Source organism: Paenilisteria newyorkensis, from assembly GCF_000766145.1.
GTDB lineage: Bacteria > Bacillota > Bacilli > Lactobacillales > Listeriaceae > Listeria_A > Listeria_A newyorkensis.
Genome location: NZ_JNFB01000024.1, coordinates 1 through 14,381, shown reverse-complemented (window position 1 = coordinate 14,381; position 14,381 = coordinate 1). Strand labels below are relative to the sequence as shown.

The following is a 14,381-nucleotide window of genomic DNA, read 5'->3' as shown; positions in this document are numbered from 1 at the left end:
ATATGGGAAAAGGGCGGTTAGATGAAAACAAAGACAAAGATTATTATAGCAAGTATTGGGATAATTTTACTACTAACTATAACAGGAGGAGCGCTAATTGTGAAACAAGAAGTAACCAAGAAAGAAAATGCAGCATTGGAAGCCGATAAAAAGCTCATGGCAGAAGAAAAACCAAGGATTGAGAAGTACCTGGTCTATAACTACGAAAACATAAAATCTGTCACGTTAACAAAGGTGGATTATAATCCGACTGGAATACCACACATCCTAGGATATGTGAACGGAGATAAGGAATTATCATTTGATGCTGGCATTTATGATGATCATTTTGAAACGGCGCTGGATGCAACGGGAGATCGTTTTCCACATACAAAACTTCCTGGTCATGAAACATTAACCGTTACCGAAATTGAAAAGTTAGAGAAAGAACAGTAATGGGTGGAGGGATAATTCATGATTAATATTCATGCCGGTGGCTTTGGTGGTGGATCTGTGGATGATGTAGTGAGTATGGATTTTCTACATAAAGCGAGCCAATATGCGGAAAGACATGATATGCATCAGCATTTTAATTACTTGTTAGAGGAAGACGAAGCATCTTTTTTCTTGTACCCCAAATTACTGTTGCTATTTAAAGAAGTCGTGAGGAAGCAACAAGTGAATCTGTTTTTATCTTATTTAACGGAGTCAAATCGGCAACTTGTCATGACTATTTATGGACCTGATCGGGTTTACTCCAGTAAGAGGGTCTGTGAGAAGTTGGAGATGACGAATGAACAAAGAAAACAGCAGATTGCTAAAGTACGCTATGAGCTAACCAAATTCTTGGCCAAGAATAATTAATCAGAAAGAGTCAGCAGATATGCTGGCTTTTTGCGTTGTATAGGGTCATTCTAACGCATCTAAAATGTTTGTTGTTGGTAATGTACTGGCTAAATCGACACAGGAACGAGCACGAAAGATGGTTCTTTTTAGGCGCAGAACCAGCATCTCCGAGTAAATAGGACATTTCATAATTTTCAAACAACGAGATAAGAGCATCAAGTACCGAAACAAGCTGTTTCCTACTGAATTTGTATTCAAAAACAAGTGTATCTAACGATCTTAAAACCTACTGAAATTCAAGAAGACTCCTACTATAGTCGGCTCCATTCATTGCTAGGTAGTACTTACCAGCGATGCTATAGAGGCATACTAACAACGTTTTTATTATCATAATATTTCGTGATTTACGATTTACTCGGAGATGCTGGTTCTTGCCTTACTAGTCACCATAAAATAACTAGCATTCGTCTGGGAATCTCTATCATTTCTTTTGAACTAGGTAATCGTGGGGTGACTAGAAGACAAATCTATTGACTTAGGAGTCTTTATATAGTTTAATATACCCCTAAGGGTATATTTTTATTTAGAAGAAAGGAGCTATTGTATGTTTTGTTTATTCAAAAAGATACCAACGATTTCAATACGAGAATTGCAGGGAAAACTAGATAAGAACACTATTTTATTAGATGTTAGAAGCCCATTGGAATACAAACGGGGACATATAAAAAATGCGAAGAACGTCCCCCTGAATAGGATATCCCATTATGAACAGAAAAAAGAGACTACCATTTTTGTCATTTGCCAATCAGGTGTACGAAGCAAGCAGGCCTTTCGTAAGCTAACCAAAAAGGGCTACAACGTTATAAATGTTGGTGGTGGTATGAATCATTGGCACGGACCTATTAAAGGAGGAAACTGATTATGTCAAAAATTATTATTGTGGGTGGTGTTGCTGGAGGGATGTCTGCGGCAACTCGTCTGCGTCGTTTGATGGAAGATGCTGAAATCATTGTGTTAGAAAAAGGGCCTTTTGTATCTTTCGCCAATTGCGGACTACCATATTATGTTTCAGGTGAGATTAGCCAACGAGACGATTTACTTGTTCAAACACCTGAAACGTTAAAAGCTAGGTTTGGATTGGATGTACGTCCTTTTCATGAGGTAATTGCGATTCACTCAGAGAATAAGACGATAACTATTAGGCATGAAGATGAAGATTTTATAGAACAGTATGATCAATTAATTTTATCACCAGGAGCAAAACCTTTTGTACCAAACATAGAGGGATTAGAACATGCAAGAAATGTTTTTACACTAAGAAATGTGCCTGATTTAGATCAGATTATGGGACACCTAGGCGAAAAAAATCCAAAACAAGCTACTGTCATTGGTGCTGGGTTTATTGGTCTAGAAATGGCCGAGAATTTACGTAAAAAAGGGATACATGTAACGATTATTGAAAAAGCACCACATGTATTGCCCACTTTAGATGAAGAAATGGCGGCGTATGTTAGAAATGAATTAATCCGGAATGGTGTAAAAGTCATTACTTCTCAATCCGCCGTAGCTTTTAAAAATGAGGGACAGGATATCATATTAGAAGATGCTTCTATCTTAAAATCAGATATCACCATTCTATCGGTTGGCGTACAACCGGAAAATACACTTGCTCAACAAGCTGGAATTGAATTAGGTTACCGTGGTGGTATTTCAGTAGATACCCATTATCGAACTAACTTACCAGATATATATGCTGTAGGCGATGCCATTGTAGTCAAACAGCAAATTACTGGTGAAGATGCGTTCATCTCACTGGCATCACCAGCAAATCGTCAAGGTAGACAAGTTGCAGATGTTATTGCTGGCCTGGAGCGTCATAATAAGGGCAGTATTGGAACAGCTATCGTACGCGTTTTTGGTATTAGCGCAGCTTCTACTGGGCTGAGTGAACGTGCTGCGAGACAAGCTGGTTTAGATGTCAGTATTGTGCACACTTCTGGCAAGGATCACGCAAACTACTACCCTGGTGCTACTGATATCACACTAAAACTAGTTTTCAATGCCAAAAACGGGGCTATTTACGGTGCTCAAGGTGTTGGTGCCAAAGGAGTGGACAAGCGCATCGATATTTTGGCTACCGCTATAAAAGCAGGTTTAACTATTTTTGATTTACCAGAGTTAGAATTTACGTATGCACCGCCATTTGGTGCTGCCAAAGATCCTGTAAATATGATTGGCTATGCAGCTATGAATTTAGCTGAGGGATTAAGCCATAATATTCAATGGTATGAACTAGAACAAGCAATAGCATCAGGTAAAACCATACTCGATGTTCGGAATAATAGCGAGTTGGTGAATCATGGCACATTTGAAAATGCGATTCATATTCCGTTAGATGATTTGCGCCATCGCATCGATGAATTAGATATTCAAAAGGAATATATTATAACGTGCCATAGTGGCTTACGAAGCTACATTGGCGAGCGTTTATTAAAGCAAAACGGCTTTAGTATTCAAAACCTAGATGGGGCATTTGCCTTATATAATACTGTAAAACCGGAGGGGATTCTACATGTATGAGTCGATTTTTATGGCTGACTTTTATCAACGTGAAAAAAACAATCGTTTGTCTATCCTAGATGTCCGAGAAGTGGATGAATTTCAAAGCGGCCATATCCCTAGTGCGCAAAATTTACCACTGAGTAGGCTGCCAGATATCTTTGAGATACTAGATAAGACGGAAGCCTATTATGTGATTTGCCATTCGGGTGGACGTTCCGCAACAGCATGTACTTTTCTTAGTCATCAAGGATTCAATGTCACGAATGTAATTGGTGGTATGACCTCTTGGAAGGGGGATTTAATATAATGTCTACGTGTGACAAGCAGGTTTGTAATCGTTTAAAAAGAGCAGAGGGGCAACTCCGTGGTGTTCAGAAAATGATAGAAGAAGGTAAAGAATGTCAAGAGGTTATCATGCAATTAAGCGCTGTGCGAGCAAGTGTAGATCGTATTATGGGCACAATTGTTGCTGAAAACTTGAAAAATTGTTTTGAGAATCCGGAGGAAAGTATAGAAAACCAAACAAAAAAATTGGAACAGGCTATACAATTAATTGTCAAGAGATAGGATCAATAAAGGGGTGCACATTAATCTAGGTTGATGATATAGCGCCCTTTTGGGTAAATAATAATACATTAATTTTTTACTTGCTCATCTGTGTATCAGGATTACGAGTAATAAAGATTGAGTGCTTCTTTTCTGGATTTATTTGATTGGCCCATAGTTTTACTGGTGAGATATAAAACAAATAACTTATGGTGGTATCGAGCACGCAATGGAAACCTTTATAGATGACGAATAATTGCTTTGTAATTTGAATCAGATCTTACCGATATAAAACAAGGCTATGCGCTTGGAATCCTTATATGCAATTTCGTATCCGAGGATGAGGCTGAGACAAAAGGGTCTCAAAAATGAAAAATAAGCAGGAATCTTGTGTATACCATTTTTGAAAATAGCTCTATACAACGATTCCTGCTTTTCTAGTTTCATACTTTTGACACTGAATTTTAGTTTTGTCTCAGCCTCATTTCGTAATGTCCGAATTACTTGGAGATTTTGATTGTATTTATATAACTTTATGTCACTTATTTATCAATTGATAAACGGATATATTATAAAAATTTATCAATAGTTCGAATCAGCGTACTAAAAATCAAAAAATTGGGGTATCTATTAAGTACTAAATAAGACCTAAGAAGAAACAAGGCCTTGTGAAACTTAAGGAGCTACAAGTAGTCACCTTTCACTATCATTAATAGGTAAAATTTATGTTGTAGTTCACGAATAAACCTATGTCAGATAAGAAAGATAGGCAACGCGCATCATCTAAAAAGGAGGTCGCGTATGAACCATTTTTGTTTAAGTTTAATAGCTGATAAAAAAGTACATCGCCAAATTTTGTTAATTGAGAAGATCGCAAAGGCTAGGTATGCCATTACGCTGGAGGAAATTTCTGATTCCCTAAATACATCATTACGAACCTTAAAAAGAGATTTGAAAGAAATAGCTAGTATGGAAGAAAATTTAATTATTAGACATTCTGCTGCGAAGGTAGAAATAACAGACAATGAGCTAGTTTCCTTCGTTTTAGCTGAATTTGCTGAAAAATCTCCGCTTTTTATCATCATTAAAAGTATCTTTGAAGGAAAGTATCTGAGTGTGGACGAATGGAGTGATGAACTATATATTTCTACATCCACATTATATCGGCATTTAAATCATTTAAAGGAGATTTTAGCCAGTTTTAATTTAAAATTGCAGTTCTCACCTGTGTCACTAGAAGGGCGTGAAGTGGAAATTCGGTATTTCTTTCATTATTTCTTTTATAGTATGGACGATATTTCTCAAAATTTCAGACCCAACAGAAAAACAGCCGAACTATTTGAAATAAGCTTTCAATATATTATGGAACATAGTGAGCTGGAAGGGCATGTTTGTCATCGTAGTGTATTGTATTGTATTGGATTATGGTAATTACAAAACGCTTGGAGCTGCGCCAAAATATTAAAATTAGTAATACCGCACAATTACAGAAAAAGGAGTTGCCCATGACATACGAAGCCATCGAAAAATTGGCTTTCGAAGTATTAGAACTTGTGCCTTCTTCTGACGAAGAGATAACGAAGAATGAAATTCTCTTTTTAGACTTTGTTTTATTAGACAATTATGTGTATACAGAGGAATTTTCCGCTCGTGTCATCGATTACGACGATAAAAAGTTAATTAAAAGTTTATTTTCTCTCGTTAAAACATATTTTATCGACAATGAATTAGAAGAACCTACAGAATACAATGGTACCTATAGAATGGACACTTCAAAAAAAGAAGTGCATTCTATAGGTATTTTTTGTATACTCAAATAAAGCAATAACTCCGCCAGAAAGGAAGGAATCATGAGCAAAAAACTATTCTCAAACGCCGAAATCCAAAAGCTACAACAAAATCCCAATGTAAGAAACGTCTCCCCGCGTGCCATCACATACGCTGACGCTTTCAAGCGTATCTTTGTGGAACGTTATTTAGCAGGAGAATTGCCACGTGCGATATTTGAAGCCCATCATTTTGATGTCGCCATCCTAGGCATGAATCGCGTAGAACAATGTGCAAGTCGCTGGAAAAATGCCTATGAAAAAGACAGTGTTGTTGGTTTGATGGACAATCGTAAAGGCGCTCAAAAAAAGCTCGAGAAGATAGAAGGAAGGTGCTTCACAAGAAAAAATAAATTAACAACGGATATGAAATTCCAATGGATTCAAACACTGGTCTCTGATGAAAATTTCACGCGTTACGTTAGCTATTTCTGTGGCTTATTAGAGGTGTCTAGGTCAGGCTACTACCGGCATGTGCAGTGTCAAACGAATCGAACACAGCGAGAAAAGCAAGACGAAGCATCGCGTGATATCATATTGAAAGCTTTCCATCGCCGCGGTTTCAAAAAGGGAGCTAGGAGTATCAAAATGGTGTTAGAAAATGAATTTGGCATCATTTACAGCCGTAAGAAAATCCGTAGGATTATGCGGAAGTACGACATCGTTTGCCCACATCGTAAACCGAATCCTTATAAACGAATCGCGAAGGCAACCCAAGAACATCGCGTCATTTCAAATAAATTGAAACGCCAATTTAAGCAAGCTATTCCTGGGAAGGTTCTACTCACAGATATTACTTATCTACCCTATGGTGAGCGTCAAATGGCTTATTTATCAACCATTAAAGACGGCTCCACCAATGAAATCTTAGCCTATCACATATCAGATAGAATCACATTAGACATTGCGATACAGACGATTAAAAAACTTAAAAAACGGAAGCACCACTTACACAAAGAAGCCTTTATTCATTCCGATCAAGGGAGCCATTATACAAGCCCTATCTATCAAAAACTTTTAAAAAAATACCACTTAGGCCAGTCTATGTCTCGCAGAGGAAACTGCTGGGATAACGCTCCGCAGGAGTCCTTCTTTGGTCATTTCAAAGATGACATCGATTCTCGCTCCTTTGATACCCTAGCGTCTCTGAAATCAAAAATAGATTATTACATGATTTACTATAATAACTATCGCTATCAGTGGAATCTCAAAAAGATGGCTCCTGTACAATACAGAAACCATCTTTTAGCAAGTGCTTAATTCTTTTTTTTACAAGTGTCCTTGACATGGGTACCACTTTAGAAAAAGCCTTGAGTATTTTTGTCTTTTATTTACGCAATATCATATTATTGAGCAAAATATCTCCTCTTTTCCAAAAAAACTTTTTTGAAATTAATAGTTCCATTCAAAAAAATCATGGTAATATGATGGCGGGTTGGTATGAAATCATAAAAAATAGTAAGGTGGCTGCACTTAAACGACTTAAATATTTAGATGATATCATTGTAAATTTGACGATGTTCACCCTTTACCTTGAGAATGTCAAAATCTCGAAAAAAAACAGTGGAAATACAGCTAAAACACACGTCCTATTCTCTTTGGATGGAAAAACAGCGTACTTGAACTATCTGCAAATTTACGCAAGAAATATATTAGAAACGAGCCATACCAAAATAACATTCTTATCCAATCAAAGAATTGACAATGCATATATTAGGCGTTTTAAAGTCGATATTTTAGTCAAAAACTATAAAGATAACTACGAACATTTCGACTGTCCTACTTACACCTGTTCTAGACAACCCACTACCAAAGACTGGGATAAAGTTTCGCAATATATTTCTGATTTTGAAGGATAGAATCTGTAATGGCCACCTTTTCCGAACAAAATTTATATGGAGAGTAGAACCAGCATCTTCGAGTAAGTTAGGCACGCTGAAATATGCTGATAAATAGAGTGTACTATTATTTTATTAAGTGGTAAAGGAGTAACAGGATGACAAATGATACAGATACAGCAGCTGGGATGGAAGCGTATATCCGTGCTCATCCTGAAAATCGGTGGTGGAACTAGCAAAAAAATATAAGATGACAAGGTATCGTATGGATGCCATCATCAAAGCGAATGAAGTGCTTTATCACGAGCGTCTTACTTTTAGAAAACAGAAAGAGGAGAAGCTGGCGGAAGCTATTCAGGCCTAGGTGAAGAAAAATCCAGATGCAACCATGTCTCACATCTTAGAAAATGCCAGTGAGAAACCCATAGCGAAACAGACATTTCTTCGAATTATAGAGGCTTACGCTATTGAAGTCCAAGAAACGCGTAAAGTAGATGAGCGGGTTATCCAACAAATGAGCGCGCATATGGAAAAGTATCCTTATAAGACGCAGCAAGAGATAGCCGACGATTTTCATCTATCGGTGTCGTATGTTGGGCGATTGATCCGAAAACATAGCCTTCCATATCAGCGGAAGCGAAAGAAGAAGGGGTTATTGGAGGCAAGGGAATTAGCGCTATGTCTCGCGAAGCATACAGAGTGGACACATCAGGAAATAGCAGCGCATTTGCAGGTGTCCCGAGAGACGGTCATGAAATATATTAAACAGTATCATCTTCTGTACCTGCCTTTGTGGTGGCACATCCAGATTTATCTATTTTAAAAGTGGCCAAGCATTTTGGCGTATCGGAAGCTACTATGAAAAAGAGGATGGAAAAACACCATATTCCTTACCGAAAACCGAGAAAGAATGGGTATCGCTTCCTTTGAAGTAACCGTTTATACCAATGGGCGGTTACTTCTTTTGTGTGGATCTGTAGCGTCGTTGGTTAGAGCAGACGGCTCATAACCGCCCGGTCTCAGGTTCGAGTCCTGCCAGATCTATTGTGACCGCTAGTGTGTACAAGAAGCTCAAGCGTAGAGAAATTCAAATCATTATAGTCGGAATATTGCGAAGTATAAGATTTGCTCGGAGATGCTGGTTCTACCCCTGCTACAGAGACCCCGCTTACTAAAAAAGGCCGATTTAATTTTTCAATAAAATAAGCAAGCGGAGCCATCGATATCCTCGCTCTCCGCTTGCTTATTTTTACACTTTCCTCGCTTCAATAATTTCGCCTAATTGACTGAAATCTCGCTTTGTTGGCGGTACATGCCAAACTAATACCTTTGTTTTGGAGGGTAATTCGACATGTGAGTCGCTAATAATTAAGTCATATTGCGGCATATGTTCTTTTGGATCGAGCTCTTCACAAAAAATGAGATATTCCTCCGAGTAATGTTGGCGAATCTGTCCTTTCAGATATTCTTCCCACAAAAAACCACTTTTTGAAATAACTTTCACATGTAAGCGCCGCGTGAACAATTCATTCATAAGAGAAACATTAAATAAATCGTGTAAATAGGTTGAAATCACTTTTTTATTATCACGAACGAAAAGGTAGTCGGGATGGCGCTCATATTTTTGAAGTTTTTGCATAATCATCTCCATTGTAATCACGTCAGGATAGAATTTTTTAGAGAAATGGTCCACATCTAAAATAAGATTTGTCTTTTTCACAAATGTGAAGCGAGTTAAATAGTCTAGGATAGCTAACTTTATTGTATCGTATTCCTGTATGCGACCATCTAGCAAAGTGAGAATGTCCTCAGCTAAGGCGAAGCGCTGTTTTCTGAATTTTTTATGATAATCAATGCGAAATTTTATTCGATCAAGACTGATATCCGTGAACGAGCATAAGAAACTAATATTTAGAATAGTATACCGTTCGATTAAGCTCATAGGTTCGTCTAAAAAAGCATCTAAATCATTAAAATCAATGTTTTCAGCATGATAGTATTTATAAATATCATCAATGGTGCTTTTTTCGACAGGGCTTAGTTCTGCTGCATAACCTTGTTTTATTCTCGTTAAACAAACGCATATGGCGATTGCATACTCCATTCGTGAACTGATTGAAAAAAAGACGCCCATATGTGCTTCAAATTTTTGAATAAAGCTATTGATTTGCTCAAAGCTAATTTCCTCACTGATCCAGCCGGAATAAGGATGACTTCTGATAAAGAGATGGGAAAAATAAAAGCGAATGTTAATCTCATTTCCTTCAATTTGTAGAGGCTTATTCTTTAATATAAGCCTACTGCGAGCCAAGAAAGTATCAATCTCTTTTAGCTTCAAATAAAACGAAGCAGGGCTAATAAAGTTTTTTTCCGCCCATTCCGGTATAGTCAATTTATCATTATGAAAGATGGATACAGAGAGTACAAATAAATCACTATGAGTAATCATATAAGCTTGCAAAAAATCAAAATTGATATCAGGAGCTGTTTTTAAAAATAGACGCTTATCTTCTTCATAGATGTGAGCCATTTCCATAGGACAGGTAGAATTGAATAGTTTTACATCAGCTTTTAACGTATTTAATGAGCACTCCACAGCTGCAGTTAATTCTTTTTTACTCAGTGGTTTTTCTGCAAAAAATAGTATGTTGAGCATTTTTAACTTCCGATAATCAGATGCTGTAATAATATCTTTCATTATAAAGCCCCTCCATTCCTTACCTCTATACATTCATGATAAAATAAGCACAAAAAAAGTGCAAATGATAAAATACTTAACGCGCTACAAAAAATAGGAGTTCAAAAGTTTGCAACACTTCTGTATTTAAAAATCCATAAATTTAGAAAACAAAGGTAATATCTCATGTTACGATCGGTATTATAATTATAAAAAAAGACTATAATCAAAAAGAAAGTGAGAATAACGAATGAATAAACAAGTAGCTGAGATGAACTATTTATATAATGCGAGCGTTGTAGAAAAGGAATTTAGCACAGAAAGGCTTCTACAGTGTTTAAAAGAGGAGCATATGTATCCTATCGAAGGAATGATCAAACAGTACGAAAGATATGAGCACATGATAAAGGAATCGGAAAGCATAGAAGAGGTTTTTTTTATTTTATCTGGGTGTATTATTGCTTCTAAAGGAAAAATGCGAACTCCCTACCTTTATGGAAGTCAAGATATTATTGGCTTAGAGAATCTAACAATGGAAAGCCAATCTTCTTATTCGTTCGAAGTAATTTCAGATAAGGTCAAGGTAATGAAATATAAAAAAGAGGATGTTATAAAGAAGCTATTTAACACACAAGAAGGCTATTTATATCACTATGTATATATGCAAGATCGTTTCAAACAAATAGTAAGAAGAGAACAGTTATTACGATTAAACGCTGAAGAGAGGGTGGGGTCAGCCCTTATTATATTATCCGAAAGATATGGTGAGAGGATAGTATCATCCACTATTTTCAGATTTCCGAAATCCATCAATAAAGGATTGCTTGCAAGGTATACAAATCTAAACCCCAATACAATTACCAACGTTCTTCAAAAGTTACACCAAGAAAATATATTATCGAGAAATCAAAAAGGACTTTATGTGGATATTTCTATATTGAAGGCGAAAATAGCCCATATGTTTTGATAATAACACATTGTCTTAGGAAGATACTACTGCCTTTTGTAAAACGCTTTTCCTTACCAAACACACAAGCACTTATCAAAGAAAATGAAAAAATGTTTCATTTTTTTAGAAAAATGAAACTATTGTCCGATTAGCTGGTAAAGTATAAGTAGGCAAAGGAAAACCAATCATACCACATAGTTGAAGGAGGACAAAACATATGAAACAGAAATTAGAGATGATGAGCCTTTTGTATAATCAACGCTATATAGAAAAGCAGTTTAGTGAAGAAAAATTCCAATTTTTTTTAGAGGAAGATACGATTTTTCCAGTGGAAGGGAGACGTAAGAAATATCGAAAAGGCGATATGTTATTAGTGGAGGATGATGAAGTAGATGATATCCTTTTCATTGAGTCGGGGTACTTGATGGCCATGAAGGATGAGGAAAATATCATCGACTTCTTGGGACCACAGGATATTATTGGATTGAGCAATTTGTTACTAGGCAGTCCATCTGACTATGTTTACCAAGTCATTTCCAAGGAGTTGACTGCCCTAACATACGCGAAGGCAGATGTGATTGATAAAGTGATGAATACGCAAGAAGGATACTTTTATCATTATGTACACATGCAAAACCAAGTCGCACGGATGATGGAAAAAGAAGAATTATTACGACTTCCCTCCGAAGAACGCATCAGCCGCGCTATTTTGAAACTCGGAGAAAAATTCGGGCAATCGACGCAAGGTGACCCAGATACCATCTGTTTCCCCACCCAAATCAGTAAAGGCATGCTCGCGCAATACACCAACCTTAACCCCAACACGGTCACGAACATCCTCCAAAAACTGCAAGCAGAAGAGATACTCATTTCGACAAAACGAATGATATATTTTGATACCTATAAATTACAAGAAAAATTGGATGTTCAATAAATAGTAACAAATAGGGGGAAGCCATTCTAGAAATGTGGAAAATGCGGTTGAGAAACCCTGTTACTATTAATTTTGTACCAAGCAGTGACCTAGAAAAGAAAGAGGAGTGATTGTATTCGTCCATGAATAATCGCAACAGACGCACTATTTCTCTAAAGAATTGACAAAGAAAATGAATTTGTTATAGAAAGACAGATGCAGCACAAAATCCTGCTAAAATAAAGGTAAGCCAACAAATAAAAAAAAGAAAGAAGGAATGAAAAATGAAAATGAAAAAATTAATGAGTGTGGTTGCTTTAACATCGATTATCGGAACAAGTGTGGTAACGCCATTTAATGTCTTGGCAACACCTGCCGCAGCATCGGAACAAGCAAACAGCAACAATGTAACTAACCCAAACCTATTCAAAATTTCTACGGAGATGACGAAGCTAGCGGATGGAAAGTATAAATTAAACTGGAATTCCGTAGCAACTACAAACGCATGGACATGGAATGAAGCAAGTAATGTATTTAGTAAAGTGGAAACCAGTAAGAACATTGTTAGTTTGGCTGTAGAGAAAGATACAGCCATTACGCTGAAAAACGACTTGAAAAACTTTGCTTATGTCTCTTCAAACCCAGCAATCGGACAACCTGTTGCCACAGAAATTGGAAAAGAGTACACTGTCTCTACAGATTTTGACATAGTACAAGGCTCAACACTTGCTTCTATTCAAATTTATAATGAAAGCCCTGTGGCAAACCTAGTAAATACTAATAAGAAAGCAAACACCGGAACAATGAGTGTCACATTTAAAGCGACCCAAAAAACTACTTTTATTGGTTTCGGAGCATATGGAGAAAAAGGGACAATAAATGAGGTTAGGTATTCGAATATCAGTATGGTAAAATCCGATGCACAAGTGGCCAAAGACGATGTCGCTACACAAAACACAGCGCGTGAAGCCGTCAACAACTTGTTTGAAAACAAAAACCCACAAGGCAATATTACATCGGCTGTTACAGAAGACAGCATTGCGAATGCCCAAAATCTAGTGGATCAAGTAGTAGATGTAACGAAAAAGGCAGAGCTACAAGCCGATTTAGACAAAGCCAAAGCACAACTAGCAGATAAAGTCGCGAAGGCACAGGCAGAAAAAGAAGCGGAAGAGAAAGCGCGTGAAGCCGTCAACAACTTGTTTGAAAACAAAGACCCAAATGGCACGATCACAACAGGCATCACACAAGCAGACATCACGAATGCGCAAACTCTCATCAATCAAGTAACGGATACGGATAAAAAAGCAGGCCTACAAGCCGATTTAGAGAAGGCAAAAACACAACTAGCGGACAAAGAAGCGCAAGCACAAGTCGAAAAAGAAGCGCAAGATAAAGCGCGTGAAGCCGTCAACAACTTGTTTGAAAACAAAGACCCAAATGGCACGATCACAACAGGCATCACGCAAGCAGACATCACGAATGCGCAAACCCTCATCGATCAAGTAACGGATGCGGATAAAAAAGAAGCCCTACAAGCCGATTTAGAGAAGGCAAAAACACAACTAGCAGAAAAAGAAGCACAAGCACAAGCCGAAAAAGAAGCGCAAGATAAAGCGCGTGAAGCAGTCAACAACTTGTTTGAAAACAAAGACCCAAATGGCACAATCACAACAGGCATCACGCAAGCAGACATCACGAATGCGCAAACCCTCATCAATCAAGTAACCGATGCGGATAAAAAAGCAGGCCTACAAGCCGATTTAGAGAAGGCAAAAACACAACTAGCAGAAAAAGAAGCACAAGCACAAGCTGAAAAAGAAGCGCAAGATAAAGCGCGTGAAGCAGTCAACAACTTGTTTGAAAACAAAGACCCAAATGGCACGATCACAACAGGCATCACGCAAGCAGACATCACGACAGCCCAAAATCTTATCAACCAAGTAATGGATGCGAATAAAAAAGTAGTCCTACAAGCCGATTTGGATAAAGCAAAAGCACAACTAGCGGATAAAGAAGCCCAAGCGCAAGCCGAAAAAGAAGCGCAAGATAAAGCCCGCGAAGCAGTCAACAACCTATTCGAAAACAACAACCCGAAAGGTGATATTCTAACGGGAATCACGCAAGAAGACATCGCCATTGCCCAAAACCTCATCAACCAAGTGACAGATGCGGATAAAAAAGCAGCCTTACAAGCCGATTTAGAGAAAGCGAAACAACAACTAGCGGAGCGCTTAGCAACTAC

General features: G+C 37.5%; 15 protein-coding genes. 14 read left to right on the top strand and 1 reads right to left on the bottom strand.

The genetic code is table 11. The features are described from left to right. The first annotated feature begins 99 nt into the window (after positions 1-99). The 11 genes from EP58_RS09420 (at position 100) to EP58_RS09370 (ending at position 8,420) form a co-directional block, all read left to right on the top strand. A complete protein-coding gene (locus EP58_RS09420) occupies positions 100-435 on the top strand; it encodes a DUF1433 domain-containing protein (protein WP_159106220.1) in 336 nt (111 codons plus the stop codon). Between the two features lie 18 nt (positions 436-453). After that, on the top strand, positions 454-843 hold the full coding sequence (locus tag EP58_RS09415; RefSeq protein ID WP_036092877.1) for a hypothetical protein: 390 nt from the start codon (positions 454-456) through the stop codon (positions 841-843). Positions 844-1,429: 586 nt separating this feature from the next. Then, a complete protein-coding gene (locus tag EP58_RS09410) occupies positions 1,430-1,744 on the top strand; it encodes a rhodanese-like domain-containing protein (RefSeq protein WP_036092875.1) in 315 nt (104 codons plus the stop codon). Positions 1,745-1,746: 2 nt separating this feature from the next. Then, positions 1,747-3,405: an FAD-dependent oxidoreductase gene (locus tag EP58_RS09405; protein WP_036092870.1), complete on the top strand. Its 1,659-nt coding sequence runs from the start codon at positions 1,747-1,749 to the stop codon at positions 3,403-3,405. After that, the gene (locus EP58_RS09400) at positions 3,398-3,694 is read left to right on the top strand and encodes a rhodanese-like domain-containing protein (protein ID WP_036092866.1); all 297 of its coding nucleotides are present in this window, start codon (positions 3,398-3,400) and stop codon (positions 3,692-3,694) included. The genes EP58_RS09405 and EP58_RS09400 overlap by 8 nt, the downstream gene beginning before the upstream one ends. Further along, positions 3,694-3,954, top strand: coding sequence for a metal-sensitive transcriptional regulator (locus EP58_RS09395; protein WP_036092865.1), 261 nt, complete (start codon positions 3,694-3,696; stop codon positions 3,952-3,954). The genes EP58_RS09400 and EP58_RS09395 overlap by 1 nt, the downstream gene beginning before the upstream one ends. A 780-nt stretch (positions 3,955-4,734) precedes the next feature. Then, positions 4,735-5,364, top strand: a complete 630-nt coding sequence (locus EP58_RS09390) for an AcpB/EbpR/MafR family transcriptional regulator (RefSeq protein WP_036092862.1) — start codon at positions 4,735-4,737, stop codon at positions 5,362-5,364. Continuing rightward, positions 5,358-5,753 carry a hypothetical protein gene (locus EP58_RS09385; RefSeq protein WP_141087946.1) on the top strand — a complete coding sequence of 132 codons (396 nt, stop codon included), beginning with the start codon at positions 5,358-5,360 and terminating at the stop codon, positions 5,751-5,753. Before EP58_RS09390 ends, EP58_RS09385 begins: the two co-directional genes overlap by 7 nt. A 30-nt stretch (positions 5,754-5,783) precedes the next feature. Then, on the top strand, positions 5,784-7,019 hold the full coding sequence (locus tag EP58_RS09380) for an IS3 family transposase (protein ID WP_036092858.1): 1,236 nt from the start codon (positions 5,784-5,786) through the stop codon (positions 7,017-7,019). Between the two features lie 26 nt (positions 7,020-7,045). Then, positions 7,046-7,618 carry a hypothetical protein gene (locus tag EP58_RS09375; RefSeq protein ID WP_036092855.1) on the top strand — a complete coding sequence of 191 codons (573 nt, stop codon included), beginning with the start codon at positions 7,046-7,048 and terminating at the stop codon, positions 7,616-7,618. Positions 7,619-7,961: 343 nt separating this feature from the next. Next, positions 7,962-8,420, top strand: a complete 459-nt coding sequence (locus tag EP58_RS09370) for a helix-turn-helix domain-containing protein (protein WP_036092853.1) — start codon at positions 7,962-7,964, stop codon at positions 8,418-8,420. Between the two features lie 426 nt (positions 8,421-8,846). Here the strand turns inward: EP58_RS09370 and EP58_RS09360 are convergent, their stop codons facing one another. Next, positions 8,847-10,295, bottom strand: a complete 1,449-nt coding sequence (locus tag EP58_RS09360) for an AcpB/EbpR/MafR family transcriptional regulator (protein ID WP_036092850.1) — start codon at positions 10,293-10,295, stop codon at positions 8,847-8,849. A 229-nt stretch (positions 10,296-10,524) separates the two neighbouring features. Here EP58_RS09360 and EP58_RS09355 point away from each other — a divergent pair, with 229 nt between their 5' ends. The 3 genes from EP58_RS09355 to EP58_RS09345 all read left to right on the top strand — a co-directional run. After that, a complete protein-coding gene (locus EP58_RS09355; protein WP_036092844.1) occupies positions 10,525-11,241 on the top strand; it encodes a Crp/Fnr family transcriptional regulator in 717 nt (238 codons plus the stop codon). A gap of 199 nt (positions 11,242-11,440) precedes the next feature. Next, positions 11,441-12,157 carry a Crp/Fnr family transcriptional regulator gene (locus EP58_RS09350; RefSeq protein WP_036092841.1) on the top strand — a complete coding sequence of 239 codons (717 nt, stop codon included), beginning with the start codon at positions 11,441-11,443 and terminating at the stop codon, positions 12,155-12,157. A gap of 263 nt (positions 12,158-12,420) precedes the next feature. After that, positions 12,421-14,381: toxin Cry1Ac domain D-VI-related protein (locus EP58_RS09345; protein WP_036092838.1), on the top strand; the 1,961-nt coding region annotated here is incomplete at its 3' end.

Excerpts from the sequence above, each read along its gene's own strand:
- EP58_RS09415 (WP_036092877.1), top strand. The coding sequence starts at position 454 with ATGATTAATATTCATGCCGGTGGCTTTGGTGGTGGATCTGTGGATGAT.
- EP58_RS09410 (WP_036092875.1), top strand. The coding sequence starts at position 1,430 with ATGTTTTGTTTATTCAAAAAGATACCAACGATTTCAATACGAGAATTG.
- EP58_RS09405 (WP_036092870.1), top strand. The coding sequence starts at position 1,747 with ATGTCAAAAATTATTATTGTGGGTGGTGTTGCTGGAGGGATGTCTGCG.
- EP58_RS09400 (WP_036092866.1), top strand. The coding sequence starts at position 3,398 with ATGTATGAGTCGATTTTTATGGCTGACTTTTATCAACGTGAAAAAAAC.
- EP58_RS09395 (WP_036092865.1), top strand. The coding sequence starts at position 3,694 with ATGTCTACGTGTGACAAGCAGGTTTGTAATCGTTTAAAAAGAGCAGAG.
- EP58_RS09390 (WP_036092862.1), top strand. The coding sequence starts at position 4,735 with ATGAACCATTTTTGTTTAAGTTTAATAGCTGATAAAAAAGTACATCGC.
- EP58_RS09385 (WP_141087946.1), top strand. The coding sequence starts at position 5,358 with ATGGTAATTACAAAACGCTTGGAGCTGCGCCAAAATATTAAAATTAGT.
- EP58_RS09380 (WP_036092858.1), top strand. The coding sequence starts at position 5,784 with ATGAGCAAAAAACTATTCTCAAACGCCGAAATCCAAAAGCTACAACAA.
- EP58_RS09375 (WP_036092855.1), top strand. The coding sequence starts at position 7,046 with ATGGGTACCACTTTAGAAAAAGCCTTGAGTATTTTTGTCTTTTATTTA.
- EP58_RS09360 (WP_036092850.1), bottom strand. The coding sequence starts at position 10,295 with ATGAAAGATATTATTACAGCATCTGATTATCGGAAGTTAAAAATGCTC.
- EP58_RS09355 (WP_036092844.1), top strand. The coding sequence starts at position 10,525 with ATGAATAAACAAGTAGCTGAGATGAACTATTTATATAATGCGAGCGTT.
- EP58_RS09350 (WP_036092841.1), top strand. The coding sequence starts at position 11,441 with ATGAAACAGAAATTAGAGATGATGAGCCTTTTGTATAATCAACGCTAT.